The sequence below is a fragment of the Brevundimonas aveniformis DSM 17977 genome (assembly GCF_000428765.1).
Lineage (GTDB): Bacteria > Pseudomonadota > Alphaproteobacteria > Caulobacterales > Caulobacteraceae > Brevundimonas > Brevundimonas aveniformis.
In genome coordinates this window covers 811,844-832,868 of record NZ_AUAO01000001.1, presented here as the reverse complement: position 1 = coordinate 832,868, position 21,025 = coordinate 811,844, and the positions used below count along the sequence as shown (strand labels likewise).

19 protein-coding genes are annotated in these 21,025 nt (G+C 64.0%); 2 read left to right on the top strand and 17 right to left on the bottom strand.

Annotated elements, in window-relative coordinates:
* Nucleotides 1–3: 3 nt before the first annotated feature.
* From G391_RS0104325 to G391_RS0104290, 8 genes are all read right to left on the bottom strand, one after another.
* Nucleotides 4–981 (bottom strand): type II secretion system F family protein, encoded by a 978-nt coding sequence (locus tag G391_RS0104325; RefSeq protein WP_029086430.1) that lies wholly within the window; start codon nt 979–981, stop codon nt 4–6.
* 5 nt (nt 982–986) lie between these two features.
* Nucleotides 987–2,540, bottom strand: a complete 1,554-nt coding sequence (locus G391_RS0104320) for a TadA family conjugal transfer-associated ATPase (protein ID WP_029086429.1) — start codon at nt 2,538–2,540, stop codon at nt 987–989.
* Between the two features lie 6 nt (nt 2,541–2,546).
* Complete coding sequence (locus G391_RS0104315) at nt 2,547–4,070, bottom strand: CpaE/TadZ family protein (protein ID WP_029086428.1); 1,524 nt, start codon at nt 4,068–4,070, stop codon at nt 2,547–2,549.
* Nucleotides 4,071–4,095: 25 nt separating this feature from the next.
* The gene (locus tag G391_RS13795; protein ID WP_051257107.1) at nt 4,096–4,755 is read right to left on the bottom strand and encodes a CpaD family pilus assembly protein; all 660 of its coding nucleotides are present in this window, start codon (nt 4,753–4,755) and stop codon (nt 4,096–4,098) included.
* A gap of 9 nt (nt 4,756–4,764) precedes the next feature.
* On the bottom strand, nt 4,765–6,189 hold the full coding sequence (locus tag G391_RS0104305) for a type II and III secretion system protein family protein (RefSeq protein ID WP_029086427.1): 1,425 nt from the start codon (nt 6,187–6,189) through the stop codon (nt 4,765–4,767).
* Nucleotides 6,186–7,133, bottom strand: coding sequence for a Flp pilus assembly protein CpaB (cpaB, locus tag G391_RS0104300; protein ID WP_029086426.1), 948 nt, complete (start codon nt 7,131–7,133; stop codon nt 6,186–6,188). The genes G391_RS0104305 and cpaB overlap by 4 nt, the downstream gene beginning before the upstream one ends.
* Before the next feature lie 116 nt (nt 7,134–7,249).
* Nucleotides 7,250–7,762, bottom strand: coding sequence for an A24 family peptidase (locus tag G391_RS0104295; protein ID WP_029086425.1), 513 nt, complete (start codon nt 7,760–7,762; stop codon nt 7,250–7,252).
* A gap of 133 nt (nt 7,763–7,895) precedes the next feature.
* Entirely contained in the window at nt 7,896–8,081 is a 186-nt protein-coding gene (locus G391_RS0104290; RefSeq protein WP_029086424.1) for a Flp family type IVb pilin, read from the bottom strand.
* A gap of 307 nt (nt 8,082–8,388) precedes the next feature.
* Between G391_RS0104290 and G391_RS0104285 the strand changes: the two genes are divergently transcribed.
* Nucleotides 8,389–8,817, top strand: coding sequence for a pilus assembly protein N-terminal domain-containing protein (locus G391_RS0104285; RefSeq protein WP_029086423.1), 429 nt, complete (start codon nt 8,389–8,391; stop codon nt 8,815–8,817).
* A gap of 22 nt (nt 8,818–8,839) precedes the next feature.
* On the opposite strand, the gene phoB is transcribed toward G391_RS0104285, so the two are convergent.
* From phoB to G391_RS13785, 6 genes are all read right to left on the bottom strand, one after another.
* A complete protein-coding gene (gene phoB / locus G391_RS0104280) occupies nt 8,840–9,532 on the bottom strand; it encodes a phosphate regulon transcriptional regulator PhoB (RefSeq protein WP_035303556.1) in 693 nt (230 codons plus the stop codon).
* Nucleotides 9,529–10,254 (bottom strand): phosphate signaling complex protein PhoU, encoded by a 726-nt coding sequence (gene phoU, locus G391_RS13790; RefSeq protein WP_035303805.1) that lies wholly within the window; start codon nt 10,252–10,254, stop codon nt 9,529–9,531. The genes phoB and phoU overlap by 4 nt, the downstream gene beginning before the upstream one ends.
* Before the next feature lie 14 nt (nt 10,255–10,268).
* Nucleotides 10,269–11,099, bottom strand: coding sequence for a phosphate ABC transporter ATP-binding protein PstB (gene pstB, locus G391_RS0104270; RefSeq protein ID WP_084169116.1), 831 nt, complete (start codon nt 11,097–11,099; stop codon nt 10,269–10,271).
* Nucleotides 11,093–12,364, bottom strand: coding sequence for a phosphate ABC transporter permease PstA (pstA, locus tag G391_RS0104265; RefSeq protein ID WP_029086420.1), 1,272 nt, complete (start codon nt 12,362–12,364; stop codon nt 11,093–11,095). Before pstA ends, pstB begins: the two co-directional genes overlap by 7 nt.
* Nucleotides 12,357–13,793 carry a phosphate ABC transporter permease subunit PstC gene (gene pstC / locus G391_RS0104260; RefSeq protein WP_029086419.1) on the bottom strand — a complete coding sequence of 479 codons (1,437 nt, stop codon included), beginning with the start codon at nt 13,791–13,793 and terminating at the stop codon, nt 12,357–12,359. Before pstC ends, pstA begins: the two co-directional genes overlap by 8 nt.
* A 68-nt stretch (nt 13,794–13,861) precedes the next feature.
* A complete protein-coding gene (locus tag G391_RS13785) occupies nt 13,862–15,127 on the bottom strand; it encodes an ATP-binding protein (RefSeq protein ID WP_051257106.1) in 1,266 nt (421 codons plus the stop codon).
* Nucleotides 15,128–15,231: 104 nt separating this feature from the next.
* On the opposite strand from G391_RS13785, the gene G391_RS0104250 reads away from it, so the two are divergent.
* Entirely contained in the window at nt 15,232–17,541 is a 2,310-nt protein-coding gene (locus G391_RS0104250; RefSeq protein WP_029086418.1) for an MHYT domain-containing protein, read from the top strand.
* An 88-nt stretch (nt 17,542–17,629) separates the two neighbouring features.
* Here G391_RS0104250 and aceB read toward each other — a convergent pair whose 3' ends face one another.
* The 3 genes from aceB to aceA all read right to left on the bottom strand — a co-directional run bounded on the left by aceB (nt 17,630) and on the right by aceA (nt 20,905).
* Nucleotides 17,630–19,210 (bottom strand): malate synthase A, encoded by a 1,581-nt coding sequence (gene aceB, locus G391_RS0104245; protein WP_029086417.1) that lies wholly within the window; start codon nt 19,208–19,210, stop codon nt 17,630–17,632.
* A 182-nt stretch (nt 19,211–19,392) separates the two neighbouring features.
* Nucleotides 19,393–19,602 (bottom strand): hypothetical protein, encoded by a 210-nt coding sequence (locus G391_RS0104240; protein ID WP_029086416.1) that lies wholly within the window; start codon nt 19,600–19,602, stop codon nt 19,393–19,395.
* 25 nt (nt 19,603–19,627) lie between these two features.
* Entirely contained in the window at nt 19,628–20,905 is a 1,278-nt protein-coding gene (aceA, locus tag G391_RS0104235; RefSeq protein ID WP_029086415.1) for an isocitrate lyase, read from the bottom strand.
* Between the last annotated feature and the right edge of the window lie 120 nt (nt 20,906–21,025).

Genomic DNA, 21,025 nt, shown 5'->3' with positions numbered 1-21,025 from the left:
GCGCTAGAACTTGAAGTTGATCATGCGCCGCATCACGAAGATGCCGATGCCCATCCACAGACCGGCTCCCAGAAGCATGATCTGGCCTCGGATATCCGTGAACATGAGCATCATGTACGAGGGTGTCGTGGCCGTTACCATGGCCATGACGCCGGGCGGGAGACAGCCGATGATGGCGGCTGAGGCCGTGGCCTCGGACGACAGGGCCTTGATCTTTTCGGCCATCAGTTTGCGCGACCTGAGGACGTTCGACAGATTGCCCAGCGCCTCCCCCAGGTTGCCCCCGGTCTTGGCCTGGATGGAGATAACGATAGCCAGAAAGCGGAGCTCCGGTGTCGGCATTCGCGCGTACATCTTCTCCAGAGCCTGCTCGAGCGTCAGACCCATGCCGATGTTCTCCACCAGGCGCTGAAACTCAGGCCCGAGAGGCGCGCTCATCTCCTTGCCGATGACCTTCAGACAGTCGTGGACCGGCAGTCCTGATTTGACGCCACGAACGATGATATCGATGGCATCCGCAAAATCAGCGGTGAATTTCTTTGTCCTTCGTTTGGCCAGGGTGCCGACGATCCAGCGTGGCAGCCCCACACCAAAGACGAGGGGCAGGGCCGGCCAGATGAACCAGGGCATGCCGAACAGCATCCCGAACAAGAGGGCAAAGACGCCCAGCGCGGCTGATACCACCCAGAAGACACCGATCTTCATCGACAGGCCGGCCTGCTGGAGCTTGGCCTCCATGGTGACGCGCGCCTTGCGCTCGTTGCGCTCGGCCTCCTTGAGCTGGAGCACGATCTGTTTGCGGCGCTGCTCAGCCGTCTGGGGTCCGGTCTGGTTCCGCTTGGAGGCGGCCTGGGGAGCACGGTTCGAGAACCCCTGAGCACGCTTGACCGCGCGCGATGAGGAGTCCTCACCTCCGACAAACGCAAAGCCAAGGCTGGTGATGGTCACGAACCCCAGGACGGCAGCCAGTATCATCAGCATGACGGCTACTCCGCGGCGTCCAGGGCCTCGGCCAGCTCTCGTTCCAGCCCATAGTATCGGGCCCGGTCCCAGAAGCGCGGACGAGCGATCCCTGTCGAACGGTGCCGACCAAGCACCTTGCCGTTTTCATCCTCACCGGTGATCTCGTAGACGAACAGATCCTGGGTCACGATGACGTCGCCTTCCAGGCCCAGAACTTCGGTCACATGGGTGATGCGACGCGACCCGTCGCGCAGGCGCGTCGCCTGGATGATGACGTCGACCGAGCCGACGATCATTTCGCGAATGGTCTTGGACGGGAGGCCGAAGCCACCCATGGTGATCATCGATTCCATCCGGCTGATGGCTTCGCGTGGCGAGTTGGCGTGCAGCGTACCCATGGACCCGTCATGGCCGGTGTTCATGGCCTGGAGCAGGTCAAAGGCCTCGGAACCGCGGACCTCACCGACGATGATCCGCTCGGGACGCATCCGCAGACAGTTCTTGACCAGATCACGCATGGTGATCTGGCCCTGACCCTCCAGGTTGGGAGGGCGCGTTTCAAGGCGCACGACATGCGGTTGCTGGAGCTGAAGTTCGGCGGCGTCTTCGCAGGTGATGACCCGCTCGGTCGGATCAATGAAGGCCGTAAGGGTGTTGAGCAGGGTGGTCTTGCCCGAGCCCGTGCCGCCCGAGATGACGACGTTGCAGCGGCAGGCCCCGATGACCCCCAGAACACGCGCACCTTCCGGGCTGATGGAGGCAAACTCCACCAGGTTGCGCATGGTCAACTTGTCCTTCTTGAACTTTCGGATGGTCAGGGTCGGGCCATCGATCGCCAGGGGCGGCGCGATAACGTTGACGCGTGACCCATCCGGAAGCCGGGCGTCACAGATCGGCGAGCTTTCGTCGACACGGCGACCGACCTGAGACACGATCCGCTGACAGATATTCATCAGCTGAGTGTTGTCCCGGAAGCGAACATTGGTCAGCTGGACCTTGCCGCCCACTTCGATAAAGACCCGATTGGCCCCGTTGACCATGATGTCAGCGATGTCATCGCGCGCCAGCAACGGCTCCAGCGGCCCATAGCCCAGGACGTCGTTGACGATGTCCTGAACCAGGTACTCCTGTTCAGCCACGGACATGGAGACGTTCTTGATCGCCACCAGCTCGGCAACGATGTCGCGAATTTCCTCCGCCGCCGCTTTAGGGTCGAGCTGCGCCAGCTGCGACAGGTCGATTGTGTTCAGCAGGGCATTCAGAATGGTCGTCTTGGACGCGTGGTAATAGTCCGACTGTTCGCGGACGATCTCAGCAACCGGCTGGGCCTTCTTGAGCTGCTCAAAACCTTTGGTGGCCCGCGGCGCGGCGGCGGGCTCGGGCTTGCGCGCTGAATCGTGGCCCGACTTCCCGGCAAGCGCGTCCATCCGCTCAGGCCGAGCGGTCACCCCGACATCGATGGCTTCGTCATCGCGACCGGATTCCGTCAGCGCCTCCGGCATCGGCGTAGCCGACTGTTGGGGCCGGACGGTCGGCGTAGGTGCCCCGGTGCCTGAAGAGGTGCGCTTGCCGAACACTCGCGTTTAGGCCTTCTTCTTGAACAGGTTTGAGAACAGACCACCCGATTTTTTGCCGGGAGCCGGCAGGGCTGTGATTTCTCGCTGAGACACAATCTGGGCCAGCCCAAGAAAGGCTTCCGCCGCCTTGGACTTGGGTGCCGCCTCGATCACCATCTGACCATTGTTCGCGGCCTCGCCAAAAGTCTTGGCGTCGAACGGAATGATCATCGAGGGATGGACGCCCAGCGCGCCGGCGAACTCCTTGAGGGGAATTTCCGGGCGACCCGGGAGGCCAACCTGATTCAGGACCAGGCGGGGCGGGGCGTCGTTCGGACGCGCCTGACGAACCAGGTCGATGATATTCTTGGCATTGCGCAGCGAGGCCAGATCGGGCGCGGCGACCACAACGACCTCGTCCGAGGTCACCAGCGTCTGTCGCATCCAGCTCGACCAGCTGTGCGGTAGGTCCAGCACAACGAAGGGCGCGGTTGACCGAATCTTCTGGGTCACCTCTTCAAAGGCCTCGCTCGACAGATCCCAGTCCGCTTCCAGGGTGGCCGGTGCCGCAAACAGGCTCAGGCGATCGGTGCAGCGGGCCGTCAAACGATCCAGCAGGGTCGGGTCCAGTCGATCGGGCTGGCCCAGGGCATCGGCCACGCCGCTCAGGGGGTCCTGATTGAAGTCCAGCCCTGCTGTTCCGAACGGAAGATCGTAGTCGACAATCACCGTGTTGGACCCGACGCGCTCGGCCAGGGTGTAGGCTGTGTTGTGGGCGACAGTCGAAGCCCCCGCTCCGCCACGGGCTCCGACAAAGGCGATCGACCGGCCCACAAAGGGGCGTGCCGGGTCGGAAAAGAGCGATCCGATGGTCGAGATCAGCTGCAACGGGGGAACCGGTCCGACAAGGTATTCGCTGACACCGCGGCGGATCAGCTCACGATACAGCATGATGTCGTTGGCCGCGCCAATCACCACCACCTTGGTCCCGGCGTCGCAGACCTCTGCCAGGCCATCCAGCGCATCCAACAGGCTGGTGCCCATCAAATCGCTCTCGACCATCACCAGCGCCGGCGTCGGCTCATGTCGATAGGTCTCTATCGCGGCCGCCATGCCGCCGACCCGGATCTGGGTCGTGGCGCGTGCCATGCGACGATCCTGGCCGGCCCGCTCAGCCGCTGACAGGGTTTCAGCGCGCTCGCCGAAAATGTGGATTGTGATGCGCGGAATCTGAATGGCCGCCAGCGCAGCATCGGTTTGGGCCACTAGATCGCCGACAGGATTGAACCCTCCGGGGGACGTCGCGACAGGCGCGCTCGCGCGGGTCGCCGGCAAGGCCGAAGCCGAGGCTGATGCGTCAGGCGGCATGAATTGCAACGGCCCGGCATCGCGCGCGGTGCTGGCTTCCAATGCCGAAGGGTTTGAATCGGATGACGACGGCATGGCACCGCTCAGCGGCGATCCATTCGACCCGAGTTCGAGGTCGAGATCGAGATCGAAGTCCTCTTCGAACCCGTCGTCTCCAAAGGCCTGGCTGCGGGCAGAGTTCATGGTCTGGCTCGAGAGTTGGCGGTCATCAGTTGACGGCGTCCGAAACGGTAGTTGAGTCGCTACTGGTGTGCGTCGAGGTGCCTTCGCCCCTTCGGTAGCTCTGAATCACGACCGTGCGGCGACCGGCATCTGACGGCCCCATGGGGCGCTGCCCCATGATGTCGCGGGGATCGGCGATCTGGGCGGCCATGTTTGATATCGTGGCGCAACCCAGGCCTGAGTATGAGGTGTTGTTGGCATGACGCGTCAGGGACTCCCATTGGCGCGAGCAGTCATGGGTGACAGCCTGAAGACGGGCGAACCCGACAATGACCGGAGCCCGGGGGTCCGGGGCCCCGTAGGCCACGGTGCGAACCGGAACGCCGCTGGAGCCCAGCATCTCGGACACGGCCCATCCCATCTGCAGAGTGGCGGGATCGTCGCCAGACGGTATCTCGATGACGATCTCCGAGCTTTGCTCGGCGCGAGCCCGCGCAACCAGACTGGCCAGAGCCGACCGCTGGTTGGCCGACAGGCCGCTGTCGTGGACGGCCAGAGCGATCCGATCCAGTTGCGGCTCGACCCGGAGCTGCCAGCGAGACAGCGGCGTGAGCGGCTCAGGCTGCCGGATGGACGCTGAGCCTCCGCAGGCCGCCAGGAGGCCTGCGCTGAGAGAGAGGGTGACGAGGCTGGCGGTAAATCGCATCGTCGGCTCCTATTCGATCACATAGCCGACCGGGCCCTGCCATTGGCCGGCGGGCGGGGCGGATTGGTCGGGACGGTAGGCGCGGTTGAGGCGGCCCATCAGGATGGATTCGGCATCGGACGCGATCCGGTACCCATCGGCAGGTGTCTGCAGGCGCGCCGGATCTGTCGGGTTGACCAGATACGGGGTCACGATGATGACCAGCTCGGTTTCACCCTGAAGATAGTCCCGCGACCTGAACAGCGCGCCCAGGACGGGCAGTTCTGTCATGCCCGGCAAGGCATCAATGCTTTCACGCGTGATCGACTGCATGAGGCCACCGATCATCAGGCTCTGGCCGGACGGGATCTCGACGGTGTTGGAAATGCGACGCACGGTCAGGCCCGGAATGACCACCGAGCTGCCGGTGCCCAGGGACATCGAGAATGACCCGTTGGTCGTCAGGTCTGACACCTCAGCCGAGACACGCAGCGAAATCCGACCACCGGACAGGACAACCGGGGTCACCGTCAGGCCGACGCCATAGGACCGGAACTCGATGACCACGCGGCCATTGTTGTCGACGCCCGACGGCACGGGGAACTCACCGCCGGCGAGGAAGTCCGCCTCTTCGCCGGACACCGTGGTCACATGAGGTTCCGACAGGACCCGCACGACACCCACCCGTTCAAAAGCCCGCAACTGGGCCGACAGTCCGTTGCCACCCAGGGCTGCCGGCGTTTCAAAGTTGAGAGTACCGCCGCCCGCCGGGGCGCCATTCACACCAAATCCCGGCGCATTGCTGATCAACCAATTGGGATCGGCCCCGTTGTTGACCGATCCGCTGAGCGAGATGCCCAACTGTTCGACGATGTTGCGCTGCATCTCGACGACGCGGACCTGGACCATGACCTGATCGGATCCCGCGATCGACATCATGTTCAGGACCTGGTCCGGGCGCTCGACGAAGGTGGCCGCCACGCGTTCGATGCGCTCTGCCTCACCTGCACTGTCCACCGTCCCGGTGAGGATCACGGCACCGTTGACGGCTTCAGCCGTGACGTTGGCGGTCGGGGCAATGCGCCGGATCGTATCCTGCAAGGCCCCAACGGGTGCGCCGACACGGACATTCAGACTGAGAATCTGGCGTCCAGATGCGTCAAAGAAAAGGGCATCGGTGGCCCCGGGTGCCAGCCCCATAAGGACGATCCGGCGAGGTGACTGAAGCACCGCATCGGCCACCGCCGGGTTGGAAACCATCACGTCGCGCGCATCAACCGGCAGCTCGATCACGGCCGATTCGCCGCGTGGCAGGCTCATGGACTGGCTCGCCGATGATCCGACGCCGACACGAACCACCTGCTGGGCATTCGCTGGATATGACAGCGCGGCGAACCCCAAGCCCAGGGTCGCCGCCGCCATCAGACAAAGGAGAGGGTTCTTGTGCGCGGTCATCCCACGGGCACCTCTGTAACTTCACCGTTGCGGAAGACACGCACGGATCTGGCCTCGCCGCTGTCGGCGCGTGTTTGGGTTGAAATCGCGGCCCCTGACGCCTCGCGAGAGTCGGCGTAGGATCTCAGAACGAGGAACAGCTCGCCCTGGGCCTGGGCGAAGGCCAGGACCTCCGCTTCACGTGGGCCAACTTCAAGTGTGGCATTGGTCCCCTCGATCGTCTGTTGATCGCCGGCTTCCGTGGTTTCGCCCACGGCAAGAACGCGGATGTTGACCAGGACGGTGGCCGTGATTGTCCCGTCTGCTCCGGCACTTCCCTGTTCGGCGCGGCGGCTCATAATGACGTCGACGCGATCCCCCGGCAGGATGAAACCGCCCGCCCCCGTCTCCCGGGTTACCGGTACGGACATGGCCCGCATGCCGCGTTCAAGGACAACGGCCAGGAAGCCGCTCTGCCCGGCCCGGACAAGTTTGGAGGCGACGATCGGTTCTCCGGCGAGAATGCGTTCGCGCACGACCGCTCCGACAACCTGGGCCCGCACGCCGCCGCCGGTTACGCGTTCCGCCATGCGTTGAACCTCGGCGGTTGCGGATCCATCGCCTTGGGTATCTGGCGCAGCATCCTCGCCGCCCTCGCCCCCTTCGCCCTCAGCCGGCGTTCGACGGGGCGTCGGGATGGAAGCTGCGCCTTCAACGATCCAGGCGGCGTTGACCGCCTCAGCGGGGAAGGCCCGCCAGGTCATCGCCCCATCGTCGATTCGGTCGCCGACTTCGAGATCCCGCGAGGCGACGAGCACCTGGGCCATCTGGGCCTGCGAGGCTTCGGCTGCAGCGGCGGACGGGGCCGCCTCGCCATTGCCCGAACCCATGGCGCGCACGACAAGCGCCAATCCGATGGCGGAGACAGCGGCAACCGCAATGACGGCAATTCGAGCTGGTTTCATCGGTCAGATTCCTTCCAGTCCGAGCGGCATTCTGCGCCCTGGCACCGGGATTGTTCTGACTGAGGGTGAAGCCGACGGGTTAACGGTCGCTTACGACGCGTCCGCAGGGCTTGAGCTTATCCCGCGATGAAGGCCTGAACCAGGGCGCTTGTCGGGAAAGCCATCAGGGCGCCGGCCGAGATGGCGACCCCATACGGAATGTCGCCGGCCGGTTCGAGCAGACGCGACATCCAGGACGGCCCGGCGAGCATAGCCAGCCCAGGCGTGCTCCGCGCCATGATCAGTCCCAGGGAAAACAACCCGCCCACAACCGCCGTCACCAGAAGAAATGTCGCCGAGCCGCTCAGGCCGAGCCAGAGGCACACGGCGGCGATCAACTTGGCATCGCCTCCGCCCAGCCAGCGCAGGGCGAACATGCCGGCACCGATGAACAAGGCCCCCAGGGCCACCCCGAAGTGCACGGCGATGGTGCTGAGCGGCAGGCCCAGCGCAAAGGCCGCCGGGACAAACCCGATCATCAGTCCCAGCGATATCCAGTTCGGAATCGTCATCGTCGTCAGGTCGTTCAGACCCGCGGCGATCACCAGAATCGGTAGAACACTCAGAAGGATGATCAGGGCGAAATCCACGACGTATTCCTTGATTGGACGCGCAGAGTTTCGTCGCTCTGCGTAAAGTTTTCGTCACCCAGGCGACGTGAAATAAGAAAAGGCCCCGGCGTTTCCGCCGGGGCCTGATCCGTGACCTTTTGGTCGGGTCAGCTTAGCTGGACTTGCCGACCGAACCGCCGAGGTTGCCGGCGATGTTGTTGAAGGTAGCCTTCAGGTTCGTACCCACCAGGGTAACCGCCGTAATGATGACCACGGCGATCAGAGCGGCGATCAGGCCGTACTCGATGGCGGTGGCACCCGACTCGTCGTTCAGGAACTGTTTGATAAAGTTCGACATGAGATTTCTCCTTGGATAGTTGAGCAACCGATTTTGACACCTGGTCAGGGTTTGGTCGGTTGCCCGCCGTCCCTGATCACACGATCACAATGCGCCAAGGTGATTAAAAGCAAGTAAAGCGAACAATGCTTGTTGGAATTATTATATAGTAAACAACGATTTACTATTAACGACCATTAACTTACCCGCATCTTAACAGAAATCGGCCGCCCGCGGACTCATGGCGGGAACGCAGAAACGAATTTTTGAGATTTCGGCGGCAGCTTGCGCGGGCGCGTTACGCGTAAAGATTCAAATGGAGTCCGACATGCGCCGGATCGGAGTTGCGCTTCTCACCCTGGCCGTCCTTGGAAGCGCCCCAGCGGCCCTCGCCCAGAATCGCGGCCTGTCGGTCGAGGTCAATCACATCACGCGCCTCAATCTGAATGGCGCGGCGGCATCCGTGATTGTCGGCAATCCGACCATTGCTGATGTCACGGTCGTGGACGCCCATACCCTCTACGTCAGCGGTCGCGCCTCGGGCGTGACGGAGATCGCCGTCCTCGATGGCCTGGGTCGCACCATCTATCAGGGCCAGGTCGTCGTGAACGATGCCTCTTCGGGCCAGGTTCGGGTCTGGCGCGGCGTGGCCGTCACCAATATGGCATGCGGCACCACCTGCTCGGCAATCTCTTCGGACGGAACCGCGGCACCGGCCGCTCCCCCTATGCCGACCGCTACGGCGGGCACGCCCTAGTCGTTCCTGACTGGCGGGTGCCCTAGCCTTCCAGATCCAGCGAATAGCCGGCAGACCGCACGGTGCGGATCGGGTCGATATCTACGTCCTGCATCAAAGCCTTGCGCAGTCGTCCGACATGAACATCGACCGTGCGGGCCTCGACATAGACATCCGAGCCCCAGACCGCATCGAGGAGTTGCTCGCGGCTGAAGACCCGACCGGGGTGCTGGATCAGATGGTCGAGCAGCCGATACTCTGTCGGCCCCAGATGCACTTCGCGACCCGCCCGCCGAACCCGATGGGACACCCGGTCCACGACGATGTCACCGTGGCTGAGGCGGTCGTCGGCCAGGCCGGGACGCATTCTGCGCAGCACCGCCCGAATGCGCGCATTCAGCTCCGGCACGGAAAACGGCTTGGTGAGATAATCATCCGCGCCGACATCGAGGCCGCGCACCCGGTCGCTTTCTTCCCCCCGGGCCGTCAACATGATGATCGGCACATTGCGGCTCTCCGGCCGACTGCGAAGGCGGCGGCAGACCTCGATTCCTGAAACCTTGGGCAACATCCAGTCCAGAACGACCAGATCCGGCAGCCGCTCCTCGGACTGCATCAGGCCCTCTTCGCCGTCACCGGCCACTGCCACGTCATAGCCTTCCTTCTCCAGATTGTACTGGATCAGGGTGGAGATCGCGTCATCGTCTTCGATCACCAGAATGTGCGGCTCGCTCATGACGGCTCCTTCTCACTCACCGGGGTGTCATCGGCACCTTGTCGGGGCCGGGCCGTATCCAGCTCATCGCCGGTGATCTCATAGTGGATCATCTCGGCAATATTCGTGGCGTGATCGCCGATCCGTTCCAGGTTCTTGGCCATGAACAGCAGGTGGGCACAGGACGTAATCGTGCGCGGGTCCGCCATCATATAGGTCAGGAGTTCGCGAAACAGCGCATTGTAGTGCTCATCAACGTCGTCGTCGTGCGACCAGACATCGAGGGCGCCTGCAATCTCCGACGTGACATAGGCGTCCAGGACCGCCTTCATCCGCTTGGCGACCAGCTTGCCCATCCGCTCGATGGAACGGGTCAACGGGGCCAGGGGCTCCAGGTCCGACAGGCTCAAGCCCCGCTTGGCCACAGACCGCGCCAGATCGCCGGTTCGCTCCAGATCGGTGGCGATCTTCATGGCCGCGACGGTCCGGCGAAGGTCGGTGGCCACGGGCTGACGCAGAGCGATAAGGCGGATGGCCTTGCGTTCGATCTCGCGCTGGAGCTCATCCAGCCTGGCGTCGCGGGCAATCACCTGCTGGGCCAGTTCCGCATCGCGGCGTGAGACAGATTCGATCGCATCGGCGATCTGGGCCTCGGCGAGCCCTCCCATGCGGGCCACATCGGCAGTGATCTGATTGAGTTCGTCGCCGTAGGCGCGAACCGTGTGCTGATTGGTCGAGTCCATCATCGCGTCATTCCCTAGCCGAAGCGGCCGGTGATGTAGTCCAGCGTCCGCTGTTCCTTGGGATTGGTGAACAGCTCGTCCGTACGACCGATCTCAACGATCTGGCCCATGTGAAAGAAGGCGGTCTGTTGCGACACACGAGCCGCCTGCGCCATCGAATGCGTCACGATGACGATACAGTATTGCTGGCGCAGTTCGTCGATCAGCTCCTCGATCCGAGCCGTGGCGATGGGGTCCAGAGCCGAACAGGGCTCGTCCATCAGGATGACTTCTGGATCAACGGCAATGGCGCGGGCGATGACCAGACGTTGCTGCTGCCCGCCTGACAAACTGGAGCCCGACTGGTCGAGGCGATCTGCGACCTCATCCCACAGGCCGGCGCGACGCAAGGCCTGTTCCACGACGTCCTGGAGCTCGGATTTCGACGTTGTCAGGCCGTGAATCCGCGGGCCGTAGGCCACATTCTCAAAAATAGACTTGGGGAAGGGGTTGGGCCGCTGAAACACCATGCCGACGCGGGCACGCAGGGCCACCGGATCGACCGCGCGGGCGTTGACGTCCTCTCCGTCCAGTTCGATCACGCCCTCGACGCGCGCGCCCTGGATGGTGTCGTTCATCCGGTTCAGGCAGCGCAGGAAGGTCGACTTGCCGCACCCTGACGGACCGATCAGTGCGGTCACCGCCCGATCGGCCATATCCAGGGAAACATCACTCAGCGCCTGTTTGTCGCCATAGAAGACACTGACATCACGGGTGCGGACCTTGATGCCGTGCGCCGGAGCTTTGGGGCCGGCGGCAACGATGGGGCGAGTGTCGATCACGGGAGCATCCATGCGGGTCACCATCTCCGTTCAAGTCGGCGTCGCAGCACAATTGCGACGGCATTCATGACCACCATGAAGACCAGCAACACCAGGATGGCGGCGGCGGTGCGTTCATGGAAGGCGGCCTCAGCGGCATTCTCCCAGATGAAAATCTGGGTAGGCAGGGCACTCGACGCGGACAGGATACCCTCCGGAACGCCCGGCACGAACGACACCATGCCGATCATCAGCAGAGGAGCCGTCTCTCCCAGAGCATGCGCCATCGAGATGATTGAGCCGGTCATCACGCCCGGCATGGCCAGGGGCAGGACGTGAGCAAACACCGTCTGGGTGCGCGATGCCCCAAGGGCCAGGGCCGCATCCCGGATCGATTGCGGGACAGCCTTCAGCGCCGCACGCGTCGCGATAATCACCGTCGGCATGGCCATCAGGCTGAGCACGATACCGCCGACCAGCGGCGAGGACCGGGGCAGGCCCATCCAGCCGATGAAAACGGCCAGGCCCAACAGGCCGTAGACAATCGATGGCACGGCCGCGAGGTTGTTGATGTTGACCTCGATAATCTCCGTCAGTCGGTTCTTGGGCGCGAATTCCTCGAGATAGACCGCCGCCAGAACACCCACCGGGATCGACAGCAGAGCCGTCACCATCAGCATCAGGGCTGAACCGACCACAGCGCCCAACAGGCCCGCCATCTCCGGCTGGGTTGAATCCGACCGGGTGAACAGGCCCGTATTGAAATGCGCCTCGACCAGTCCCTGGCGCTCAAGCTGATCCAGCCAACCAATCTGTTGATCAGTGAGAACACGTTGCTCTTCTGGCGTGTCCCGACTGATCTCGCCCTTGAAGTAGAGGTCCGCGCTATCGCCGACCGGGGCTTCGATCGTCACCGTTCGACCGATCAACGAAGGGTCGGCTCGGACCTGGGCCAGGATCTGGAACCCCATGTCCGGGCTGAGAAGGTCGCGCACAGCGCGTCCGTTGTCCGCGGTGTTGGCATCGACGCCCAAACGGACCAGCAGGGCCTCGGCGGCCATCTGGTCGTAGTTGGCCCCTTGCGGATAGGCGGGATCAACCCGGGCGGCATCGACGGGCACGTCCAAGGTAATCGAATGGGTGACAAAAGCAGAGTGGCCCTGCTCGATAATTCGACCGAGCAGCAACGCCAGAAAGGCGACCGCCACGGTAATGGCCAGCACGCCATATAGCCGGAAGCGGCGCTCTGCCGCGTGCCGCCTCTTGAGCCGCCGCTCGACTGCGGCGCGAATATCGGGCCGATCAGTCATACTGTTCTCGATAGTGCTGGACGATCCGAAGGGCGACGATGTTCAAGATCAGGGTCACCACGAACAGGGTCAAGCCCAGACCAAAGGCCGACAGGGTCTTGGGACTGTCGAACTCCTGATCCCCGGTCAGCAGGGTGACGATCTGCACGGTGACGGTCGTGACGCTGTCCAGCGGATTGGCCGTAATCCGGGCCTGGAGCCCGGCCGCCATGGTCACGATCATCGTTTCGCCAATGGCCCGGCTGGCAGCCAGCAGCATGGCCCCGGCGACCCCTGGCAGGGCGGCGGGCAGGACCACCCGCTTGATCGTCTCGGACTGGGTCGCCCCCATGGCGTAGGAGCCGTCGCGCAGCGACTGGGGCACAGCATTGATAATGTCGTCTGAAAGAGAAGATACAAAGGGAATCAACATGATCCCCATGACCACACCCGCGACCAGCGCCATCTGGTTCTGCACGCCCATCAGGTACAGGCCAAGATCGTTGAGGGGCCCGCCCAGCAGATACTCCCCGAGCCGATTGAAACCGGCCCGGAAGGCCGGCCCCACCGTCAAGGCCGCGAAGAATCCGTAGACCACGGTTGGAATGCCGGCCAACACCTCCAGCAAGGGCTTGATCCAGGCCCGCTGAAAGGCCGACGCATATTCGGCCAGATAGATGGCAGCCATCAATCCGATCGGTGCCGCCGTCAGCATGGCGATCCCCATAATCAGAAAGGTGCCGACGAACAGCGGCACGGCCCCGAACCCACCGGACGACCCCACCTGATCGGCGCGGATCGCGATCTGCGGGCTCCAGTGGGTGCCGGTGAGGAACTCCAGCGGCGAGACAGTCTGGAAAAAGCGAAGGGATTCCCAAACCAGAGACAGCACAATCCCCAGCGTCGTCAGAACCGCTATGGCTGAGGTGGCGAACAACAAGCCCCCCACCCAACGCTCAACGGCGTTGCGGGCCCGATAGTCTGGCCTGGCCCTCGACCAGGCGTACAGGCCGCCCATGAGGGCCGCTAGCCCAACGGCGACCAACCCGCCCAGGCGCAGCATTCCGCTAAGGGCTGAAATCCGATCCGCGTGGGCCGCAAGCGCGGCGCGCTGGTCGGCGGAATAGGCCACCGCCGAAGGGATAGAGCCGGCGGCGATAGCTTCGGCATCATATTGGAATTGTGATCGGAACGGCTCGACGCTGGGAGCCGCTGCCGGCAAGTCCGCCCAGGTGACGGCTGTGATGATGCGGGGGGCCGCCACCGCCAGACCAACAAGAACCAGCAGGGCCGGGATCGCAGCCCAGAGGGCCGCGTGGGCACCATGATATTTGGGTCGCGAATGCGGGCGGGTGCCAGACCCGTGTGCGGCCTGCAGGACCTTGCGCCGCGCCAACCCATAGGTTGCCGCCGAGAACACCGCCAGACAGATGAGGACCAAGCCGAACATGACGCCCGTGCCTTTGCCCGCATCAGGTCATCCCATCGCGACGGTTCGATGACAGTTTTGATACGCGATCAGCCCGGTTCTGTGACGCCGCGCCGCTCGGTGACTGGAAAATAGACCGAGAACGTCGTGCCGTGACCCTTCTGGCTCTCAACAATCAGGCCTCCGCGGTGGCGGTTGACGATGTGTTTGACGATTGAAAGACCCAGGCCTGTTCCGGGGCTGGCCCCGCTCTTCTGGCCTTCAACACGATAGAATCGTTCGGTCAGGCGCGGCAGGTTCTCGCGAGCCAGCCCCTCTCCCTGGTCGACGACCCGGATCAGGACATAGCGGACACCGCCTTCCCGATCCGGCGTCAGGAGCGCTAGCCGAGCACTATCCGACCTGGAGGGGGCCTGCGCCTCGGCCAGCGACAAGTCCCCGAGAATATGGATCCCGACGCGCGAGCCCCGTCCCGAATAGCGCACGGCATTCTCGGTCAGGTTTTGAATCACCTGGATAATCTGATCTCGATCTCCCACCACCGTCGCGTCGGTTGGGCGCTCGACCAGTTCGACCCGACTGTCGTGCTCCGCCAGCAGCGGGGCCAGGGCATCCATGACATCCGTGGTGGCTCGCGCGACATCCGCGCGACCGGCGGGCGATATGTGCTCTGACAGTTCGATTCGGCTGAGCGCCAGCAAATCGGCGATCAGGCGGCTCATCCGAGCCGTCTGCGCCGCCATGATATCGAGAAAGCGATCCCGCGCCCGTTCGTCATCGCGCGCATGGCCCTTGAGCGTTTCGATGAACCCCTGAAGCGAGGCCAACGGGGTCTTGAGCTCATGGCTGGCATTGGCCAGGAAATCGGCCCGCATCCGTTCGATCCGTTGGCTGTCCGTCTCGTCGCGAAACCGCACCACGGCCATTTTTCTTCCCAAGCCAGCCGCCGTCAGTGGTGTCACTGAAATCCGCCAGAACCGATCCTGGGCCCCGGCCGGTTCATAGGTCGTCTCGCCGGCTATTTCGCCGTAGATGGCCGCGTCAACCGCATCGAGAGCCTGAGGATCACGAAGGGCCGCAACCAGCGGCTCGCCGCGACCCTCGACCTTGAGCAGGCCACGCGCCGCGGCATTGGCGAACAGGATCCGGCGGGCGGACAGGTTGCCGACAGCCCCCCCCTCCACGATCAACACCGGATCTGGAAGGCTCTCCAGGGCGGCCCGAAAGTCACCCGCCTCGGCATCGACGAGCGGCAGAACGGGCGGCGAGACCGCCTCAGGCGACCAATTCCGAAAAGCCGCCAGGGCGGCTTTCCAGCGGCTTGAAGCTCGATGGCCTAAAGACGTTTCCGGCATGGGGGCTTGTATAGCCGTCCAGAGCACGCGCAAGAAAGTCCTGCAATTGCTCACGGAATGTTCATTCGATCCTGCGACTGTGCACGCTGGTATCCGAGGGTTGAATGCTCACAGTCCTGAACTGCCTGACGACCGAACACGACCTGAGACTGGTTGTGCTGGCGGCGCTGGTCTGTCTGATCGGCGTCTGTGCCGCCGTGCGCCTGTTCGTCCACTCGCGAGAGGTTGACGGCACGATCGGCCTGGCATGGCTGGCTTTGACCGGCGTTGTCGCCGGGGCCAGCGTCTGGGCGACCCATTTCATCGCCATGCTGGGCTATGACCCCTCGTTCGAGGCCGGCTATGAGCCAGTCGGAACCGTCGCATCCCTGATGATCGCCATCGTCGGTGCGATTGGTGCCTTTTCGATGTGGCACTTGCGCCCTGGCAAACTGGGCACGATCGCCAGCGGCTTGATCCTGGCCGGTGTCATCGGAGCCATGCACTACATCGGCATGAACGCCTTTCAAACCAAGGGCGTCATCGTCTGGGACCCGGTGCTTGTCACGGCCTCGTTTGTCCTGGCCATGGCCATTGCTCCGCTGGCTCTCCTGGCGCTGGGCAAGAGCCAGCGCTGGCGCGCCACCTTCGTCGCCACGGGGCTTCTGGCGGTAGCAATTTGCAGCCTGCATTTCACCGGCATGGCCGCCGTCACCATTATGCCGATCGAGACCGACATGCAGGGTGTGACGGTGATCGACCGTGGCCTTCTGGCCGCGATGGTCGCCGGTGTTGCCAGTATCCTGGTGTCTGCTGCCTTGCTGGTGGCGGCGCTGGACCGCTGGCATCGCGGTACGGCCCATGAACGACTTATGGAAGCTCTGGAGGCCATGACCGATGGTCTGGCCTATTATGACGCCCACGACCGCTTGATGGTCTGGAATGGTCAGTATCAACGCACCTGTCCCGATATAGAGGACTGCCTGGCGCTCGGCATCACCTTCGAACAAATTCTCAGGCTTGGCCTGGAACGGGGCCACTATTCGGAGGCCATCGGACGCGAAGAAGACTGGCTGGCCGAGCGCATGGCGGCGCGGCGCACCGGGATCGGTGCCCTGGAACAGCGGATGGCGGATGGCCGCTGGCTGCGGATTCAGGACCGACGCAGCGCCCTCGGTGGTACCGTGTCGACCATCATCGACGTCACCGACCTGAAGACGGCGGCTGCCAAGCTGGAACAAGCCCGCGACGCAGCTGAAGAGGCCAACCGTGCCAAGTCCGAGTTCCTGGCCAATATGAGCCACGAGATTCGCACGCCCCTCAACGGCGTCCTGGGTGTGGCTGAGGTTCTGAGCAAGACCGACCTGAGCCAGGACCAGAAGGAAATGCTGCGCCTGATCGCGGCCTCGGGGACAACCCTGCAGCAGCTGCTCAGCGATATTCTCGACATCGCCCGGGTGGAATCCGGTCGCCTCACGCTCAGCGACAACCCGTTTGATCTGGCCCAGGCCGTTCGCGACGCCGGGCAGCTCTATCAGGCAGCAGCGCGGGACAAGGGCCTCCAGTTCTTTATCGACGTATCCGCCGACGCCGAGGTCTGGGCCTTGGGGGATGTGGTCCGGGTCAAGCAGGTCCTGACCAACCTGGTGTCGAACGCGGTCAAGTTCACCCAGACCGGCTTTGTCCGACTCACCGTCGAACGGGCCGCCGACCGTGATAGCCAGGCCGTCTTTCGTTTCTCAGTGGAAGACACCGGTGTCGGCTTCGATGCCGCAGGTCGAGACAAGCTGTTCAACCGCTTTGAACAGGCGGACGGTTCGATTACCCGCCGCTTCGGCGGGACTGGTCTGGGGCTGGCGATCTCTCGTCAGCTTGCCGAGATGATGGGCGGGGATATCGATTGCGAGAGCGAGCTCGGCGGGGGCTCTGCCTTCTTCGTGACCCTGCCAATGTTCCTGACCGACGCGCCGGCCGTGGTCGAGGAACCGGGGAGCCAGACGCTCGCCGACGCCGAATGCCCGGTTCGGATTCTGCTGGCCGACGACCACCCCACGAACCGCAAGGTCATCGAGCTCATCCTGTCGCAAATCCAGGCCGACCTTGTCTGCGTCGAGAACGGTGCACAGGCCGTTGCGGCCTTCGACACCGAGGCGTTCGATCTGGTGTTGATGGATATGCAAATGCCGGTGATGGACGGCCTGGCCGCGACCCGCGCCCTACGCGACATCGAGATGGCTGAGGCGCGCCTGCGCACCCCGATCGTCATGCTGACGGCCAACGCCTTGCCGGAGCACGTCGAGGCTGCGCACGCGGCAGGCGCTGATCGCCATCTGGCCAAACCAGTGAGCGTTCAATCCCTGCTGGACTGTGTTTTTGAACTGACGGCCGACGGCGCTGCACATGAAGCGCCCGCCGCGGGCGAGCGCGCCGCCTAGGGCCTGATCGGTTTGAGGAGGAAGGCGCGAGCCTGAGCCGGCTTCGTTGTCGGGGCCGCGCCGCGGTTGCAGCAAGCACCCCCCGGCTCTAGCCGTCCAGAACCTCATAGGCTGGCAGGGTCAGGAAGCTCTCGCACGTCTGGGCAAAACAGAGCTGGGTGAACAGGGCGACGGCCTCCGCCAAACGCTCCAGCCCCGGCGGCATGCGTGTCACCTCGTCCTCGATCAAGGCGCGCACCAGGGCCTCATCGACCGTGCGACCGTCGTCAAGCGTGGCGGCATGCTTCAGCCATTGCCAGACCTGGGTACGACTGATCTCGGCGGTGGCGGCGTCTTCCATCAGATTGTAGAGCGGCACCGCGCCGCGACCGTTTAGCCACGCTTCGATGTACTGAATTCCTACGCGGATGTTCTCGCGCAGGCCCGCCTCGGTGCGCGGCCCCTTGTGCATTTCCAGAAGGTCGGACTGGTCTAGGCCGGCCCCGTCGCCGAACACGTCAAGCTGGTTGGGACGGGGCATCAGGCGGTTGAAAACCTCCATAGCCACAGGGACCAGGGCCGGATGCGCGACCCAGGTGCCGTCATGGCCATAGCCGGCCTCGCGCTCCTTGTCGGCCTGGACCTTGGCGAAGGCGGCGGCGTTGGCGGCTTCGTCGCTCTTGATCGGGATCTGGGCCGCCATGCCGCCCATGGCGAAGGCACCGCGCCGATGGCAGGTGGCGATCAGCTTGCGTGAATAGGCGCTCAGGAAAGCCTCGCCCATGACCATGCGCGCGCGGTCGGGCGTGAGGAAATCCGGGTTCAGGCCCAGCCGCTTGATGGTCGAGAAGATATAGTCCCACCGTCCACAGTTCAGGCCGACGATGTGGTCTTTCAGGGCGAACAGGATCTCGTCCATCTCGAAGGCGGCGGTGATCGTCTCGATCAGGATGGTCGCCTTGATCGTGCCGACGGGGAGGCCCAGCCGCGACTGCGCAATGCGGCAGGCGTCGTCCCACAGGGCCGCCTCCTCCATCGATTCCAGCTTGGGGAAATAGAAGTACGGACCCGAGCCCTGATCCAGCGCCGCCTTGGCGTTGTGGGTCAGATACAGGGCGAAATCGAACAGGCCGCCGGCGACCGGCTCTCCGTCGACCTCGACGTGGCGCTCCAGCAGATGCCAGCCGCGCGGGCGCACCAGCAGCACGGCGGGTGTGTCACCCAGCGCATAGGCCTTGCCAGAAGCCGGATCGCTGTAGGCCAGGTCGCCGGACCACCGGTCCTTCAGATTGATCTGCCCCTCGACGACATTCGCCCAGGTCGGGCTGGTGGCGTCCTCGAAGTCGGCCATGAAGACCCGCGCGCCCGAGTTCAGCGCATTGATGACCATCTTGCGGTCGGTCGGGCCGGTGATCTCGACGCGGCGGTCCAGAAGGTCAGCGGGGATCGGCGCGACGGTCCAGTCACCGGCGCGGATTTCGGCGGTGTCGGCGCGAAAGTCGGGCAGGTCGCCGTTGTCGAAGCGGACCTGGCGGGCCTCTCTCTGTTTGAGCAGGGTCTTGCGTCGGCCATCGAGCGCCCGGTGCAGCTCGGCGACCAGAGACAGCGCCTCTGGCGTCAGAACCTCCGCCGCCCGGCCCTCGACGGGGCCAAGAACGCGGACGGTGTCGGGCAGGGTGTCGAGGGGCATGGTTCGGTCCTATCCCTTCTCCCCTTGCGGGAGAAGGTGGCCCGCGCAGCGGGTCGGATGAGGGGTCACGCAGGCCTGGCAAGCCGGTGCGACGGACAGATCGGGTGCGGACGGGTCGGTGCGACCCCTCATCCGTCATCCTTCGGGTGACACCTTCTCCCACACGGGGAGAAGGGTCAGGGTCATTCGTAGCCGTGGGCCGCTTCGTTGATGACCACTGACGGCATGGTCGAGAAGTCGACCACGACCGGCTTGGCGGCGGCCTGGCGGAAGGCCTTGATGGCGTGCTCCAGCCGGCGGCGGGCTTCCCGCTCGGGTTCGGACCCCGGCGTCAGGTTCAGGGGAGCCAAGCAGTAGTCGATGATAGCCTTGGGGCTCGAGATCGCTTCCATGGTCTTTCCTCCAGATGGTGTCTGACTATTCCGCCGCGAACTGGGCGGCTTCGGTCGAATCCTTGAGTGCGGTCGTGGACGACTGGCCCGACGAGATGACGGTGGCCACCTGGTCGAAATAGCCGGTGCCGACCTCGCGCTGGTGGCGGGTGGCCGTGTAGCCGCGCGCCTCATTGGCAAACTCGCGCTGCTGCAACTCGGAATAGGCGGCCATACCGCGATCACGATAGCCGTCGGCCAGCTCGAACATCGAGTTGTTCAGGCTGTGGAAGCCGGCCAGGGTGACGAACTGGAACTTGTAGCCCATGGCCCCCAGTTCGCGCTGGAACTTGGCGATGGTCGCCTTGTCGAGCTTGGCTTCCCAGTTGAACGATGGCGAGCAGTTGTAGGCCATCAGCTTGCCGGGGTGCTCCTTCTGGATGGCCTCGGCGAATTTCTTCGCATCGTCCAGATCGGGGTGGGAGGTTTCCCACCACAGCAGGTCTGCAATATTTGCATAGGACAGGCCCCGCGCGATGCAGTGGTCCAACCCTGTACCTTCTTTCAGGCGATAGAAGCCTTCGACGGTGCGGTTCTCGCGGTCGATGAAGGGGTGGTCGCGCTCGTCGATGTCGGAGGTGATGAGCTGGGCCGATTCGGCATCGGTGCGGGCCACCGTGATGGTCGGCGTGCCCATGACGTCAGCGGCCAGTCGCGCGGCCACGAGGTTGCGGATGTGCTGAGCCGTCGGGATTAGCACCTTGCCGCCCAGATGGCCGCACTTCTTCTCACTGGCAAGTTGGTCTTCGAAATGGACACCCGAAGCGCCGGCCTCGATGAAGGCCTTCATGATCTCGAAGCTGTTCAGGGGGCCGCCGAATCCGGCCTCGGCGTCGGCGACGATGGGGGCGAACCAGTCGCGCTTGGCACCGCCCTCGGCGTGTTCGATCTGGTCGGCGCGCTGGAGGGTGCGATTGATGCGGCGGCACAGTTCGGGCGCGGCATTGGCGGGATAGAGGGACTGATCCGGGTACATGGCCCCGGCGGTGTTGGCGTCCGCCGCCACCTGCCAGCCGGACAGATAGATGGCCTTGAGGCCCGCCTTGACCATCTGCATGGCCTGGTTGCCGGTCACGGCGCCGAGCGCATTGATGTAGGGCTCCGAATGCAGCAGTTCCCACAGCCGGTTGGCACCGCGCTCGGCCAGGGTGTGGGTCACCGGCACCGATCCACGCAGACGCAGCACGTCTTCAGGCGTGTAGGGGCGCTCGATGCCGTCGAAACGACCGGAAGGCGATGGAACGAGATCGGCGAAGGTGGTCATGGGAGGCCCCGGGGTCTGAAATCTGGTGACGCGGCTAAGGCACCGCTCTGTCGCTCAGGAAACCGGATGAAAGTCACAAATACTACGGTCAGGGCCTCATATTTACAGTCATTTTGTCAT

Bases quoted from the DNA above. Each gene is read 5' to 3' on its own strand.
- G391_RS0104305 (WP_029086427.1), bottom strand. From the start codon at position 6,189: ATGACCGCGCACAAGAACCCTCTCCTTTGTCTGATGGCGGCGGCGACC.
- pstA (WP_029086420.1), bottom strand. From the start codon at position 12,364: ATGACTGATCGGCCCGATATTCGCGCCGCAGTCGAGCGGCGGCTCAAG.
- G391_RS0104250 (WP_029086418.1), top strand. From the start codon at position 15,232: ATGCTCACAGTCCTGAACTGCCTGACGACCGAACACGACCTGAGACTG.
- G391_RS13795 (WP_051257107.1), bottom strand. From the start codon at position 4,755: ATGCGATTTACCGCCAGCCTCGTCACCCTCTCTCTCAGCGCAGGCCTC.
- G391_RS0104285 (WP_029086423.1), top strand. From the start codon at position 8,389: ATGCGCCGGATCGGAGTTGCGCTTCTCACCCTGGCCGTCCTTGGAAGC.
- G391_RS0104290 (WP_029086424.1), bottom strand. From the start codon at position 8,081: ATGTCGAACTTTATCAAACAGTTCCTGAACGACGAGTCGGGTGCCACC.
- G391_RS13785 (WP_051257106.1), bottom strand. From the start codon at position 15,127: ATGCCGGAAACGTCTTTAGGCCATCGAGCTTCAAGCCGCTGGAAAGCC.
- G391_RS0104325 (WP_029086430.1), bottom strand. From the start codon at position 981: ATGCTGATGATACTGGCTGCCGTCCTGGGGTTCGTGACCATCACCAGC.
- G391_RS0104240 (WP_029086416.1), bottom strand. From the start codon at position 19,602: ATGGAAGCGATCTCGAGCCCCAAGGCTATCATCGACTACTGCTTGGCT.
- G391_RS0104315 (WP_029086428.1), bottom strand. From the start codon at position 4,070: ATGAACTCTGCCCGCAGCCAGGCCTTTGGAGACGACGGGTTCGAAGAG.
- cpaB (WP_029086426.1), bottom strand. From the start codon at position 7,133: ATGAAACCAGCTCGAATTGCCGTCATTGCGGTTGCCGCTGTCTCCGCC.
- pstB (WP_084169116.1), bottom strand. From the start codon at position 11,099: ATGGTGACCCGCATGGATGCTCCCGTGATCGACACTCGCCCCATCGTT.
- pstC (WP_029086419.1), bottom strand. From the start codon at position 13,793: ATGTTCGGCTTGGTCCTCATCTGTCTGGCGGTGTTCTCGGCGGCAACC.
- aceA (WP_029086415.1), bottom strand. From the start codon at position 20,905: ATGACCACCTTCGCCGATCTCGTTCCATCGCCTTCCGGTCGTTTCGAC.
- aceB (WP_029086417.1), bottom strand. From the start codon at position 19,210: ATGCCCCTCGACACCCTGCCCGACACCGTCCGCGTTCTTGGCCCCGTC.
- phoU (WP_035303805.1), bottom strand. From the start codon at position 10,254: ATGGACTCGACCAATCAGCACACGGTTCGCGCCTACGGCGACGAACTC.
- phoB (WP_035303556.1), bottom strand. From the start codon at position 9,532: ATGAGCGAGCCGCACATTCTGGTGATCGAAGACGATGACGCGATCTCC.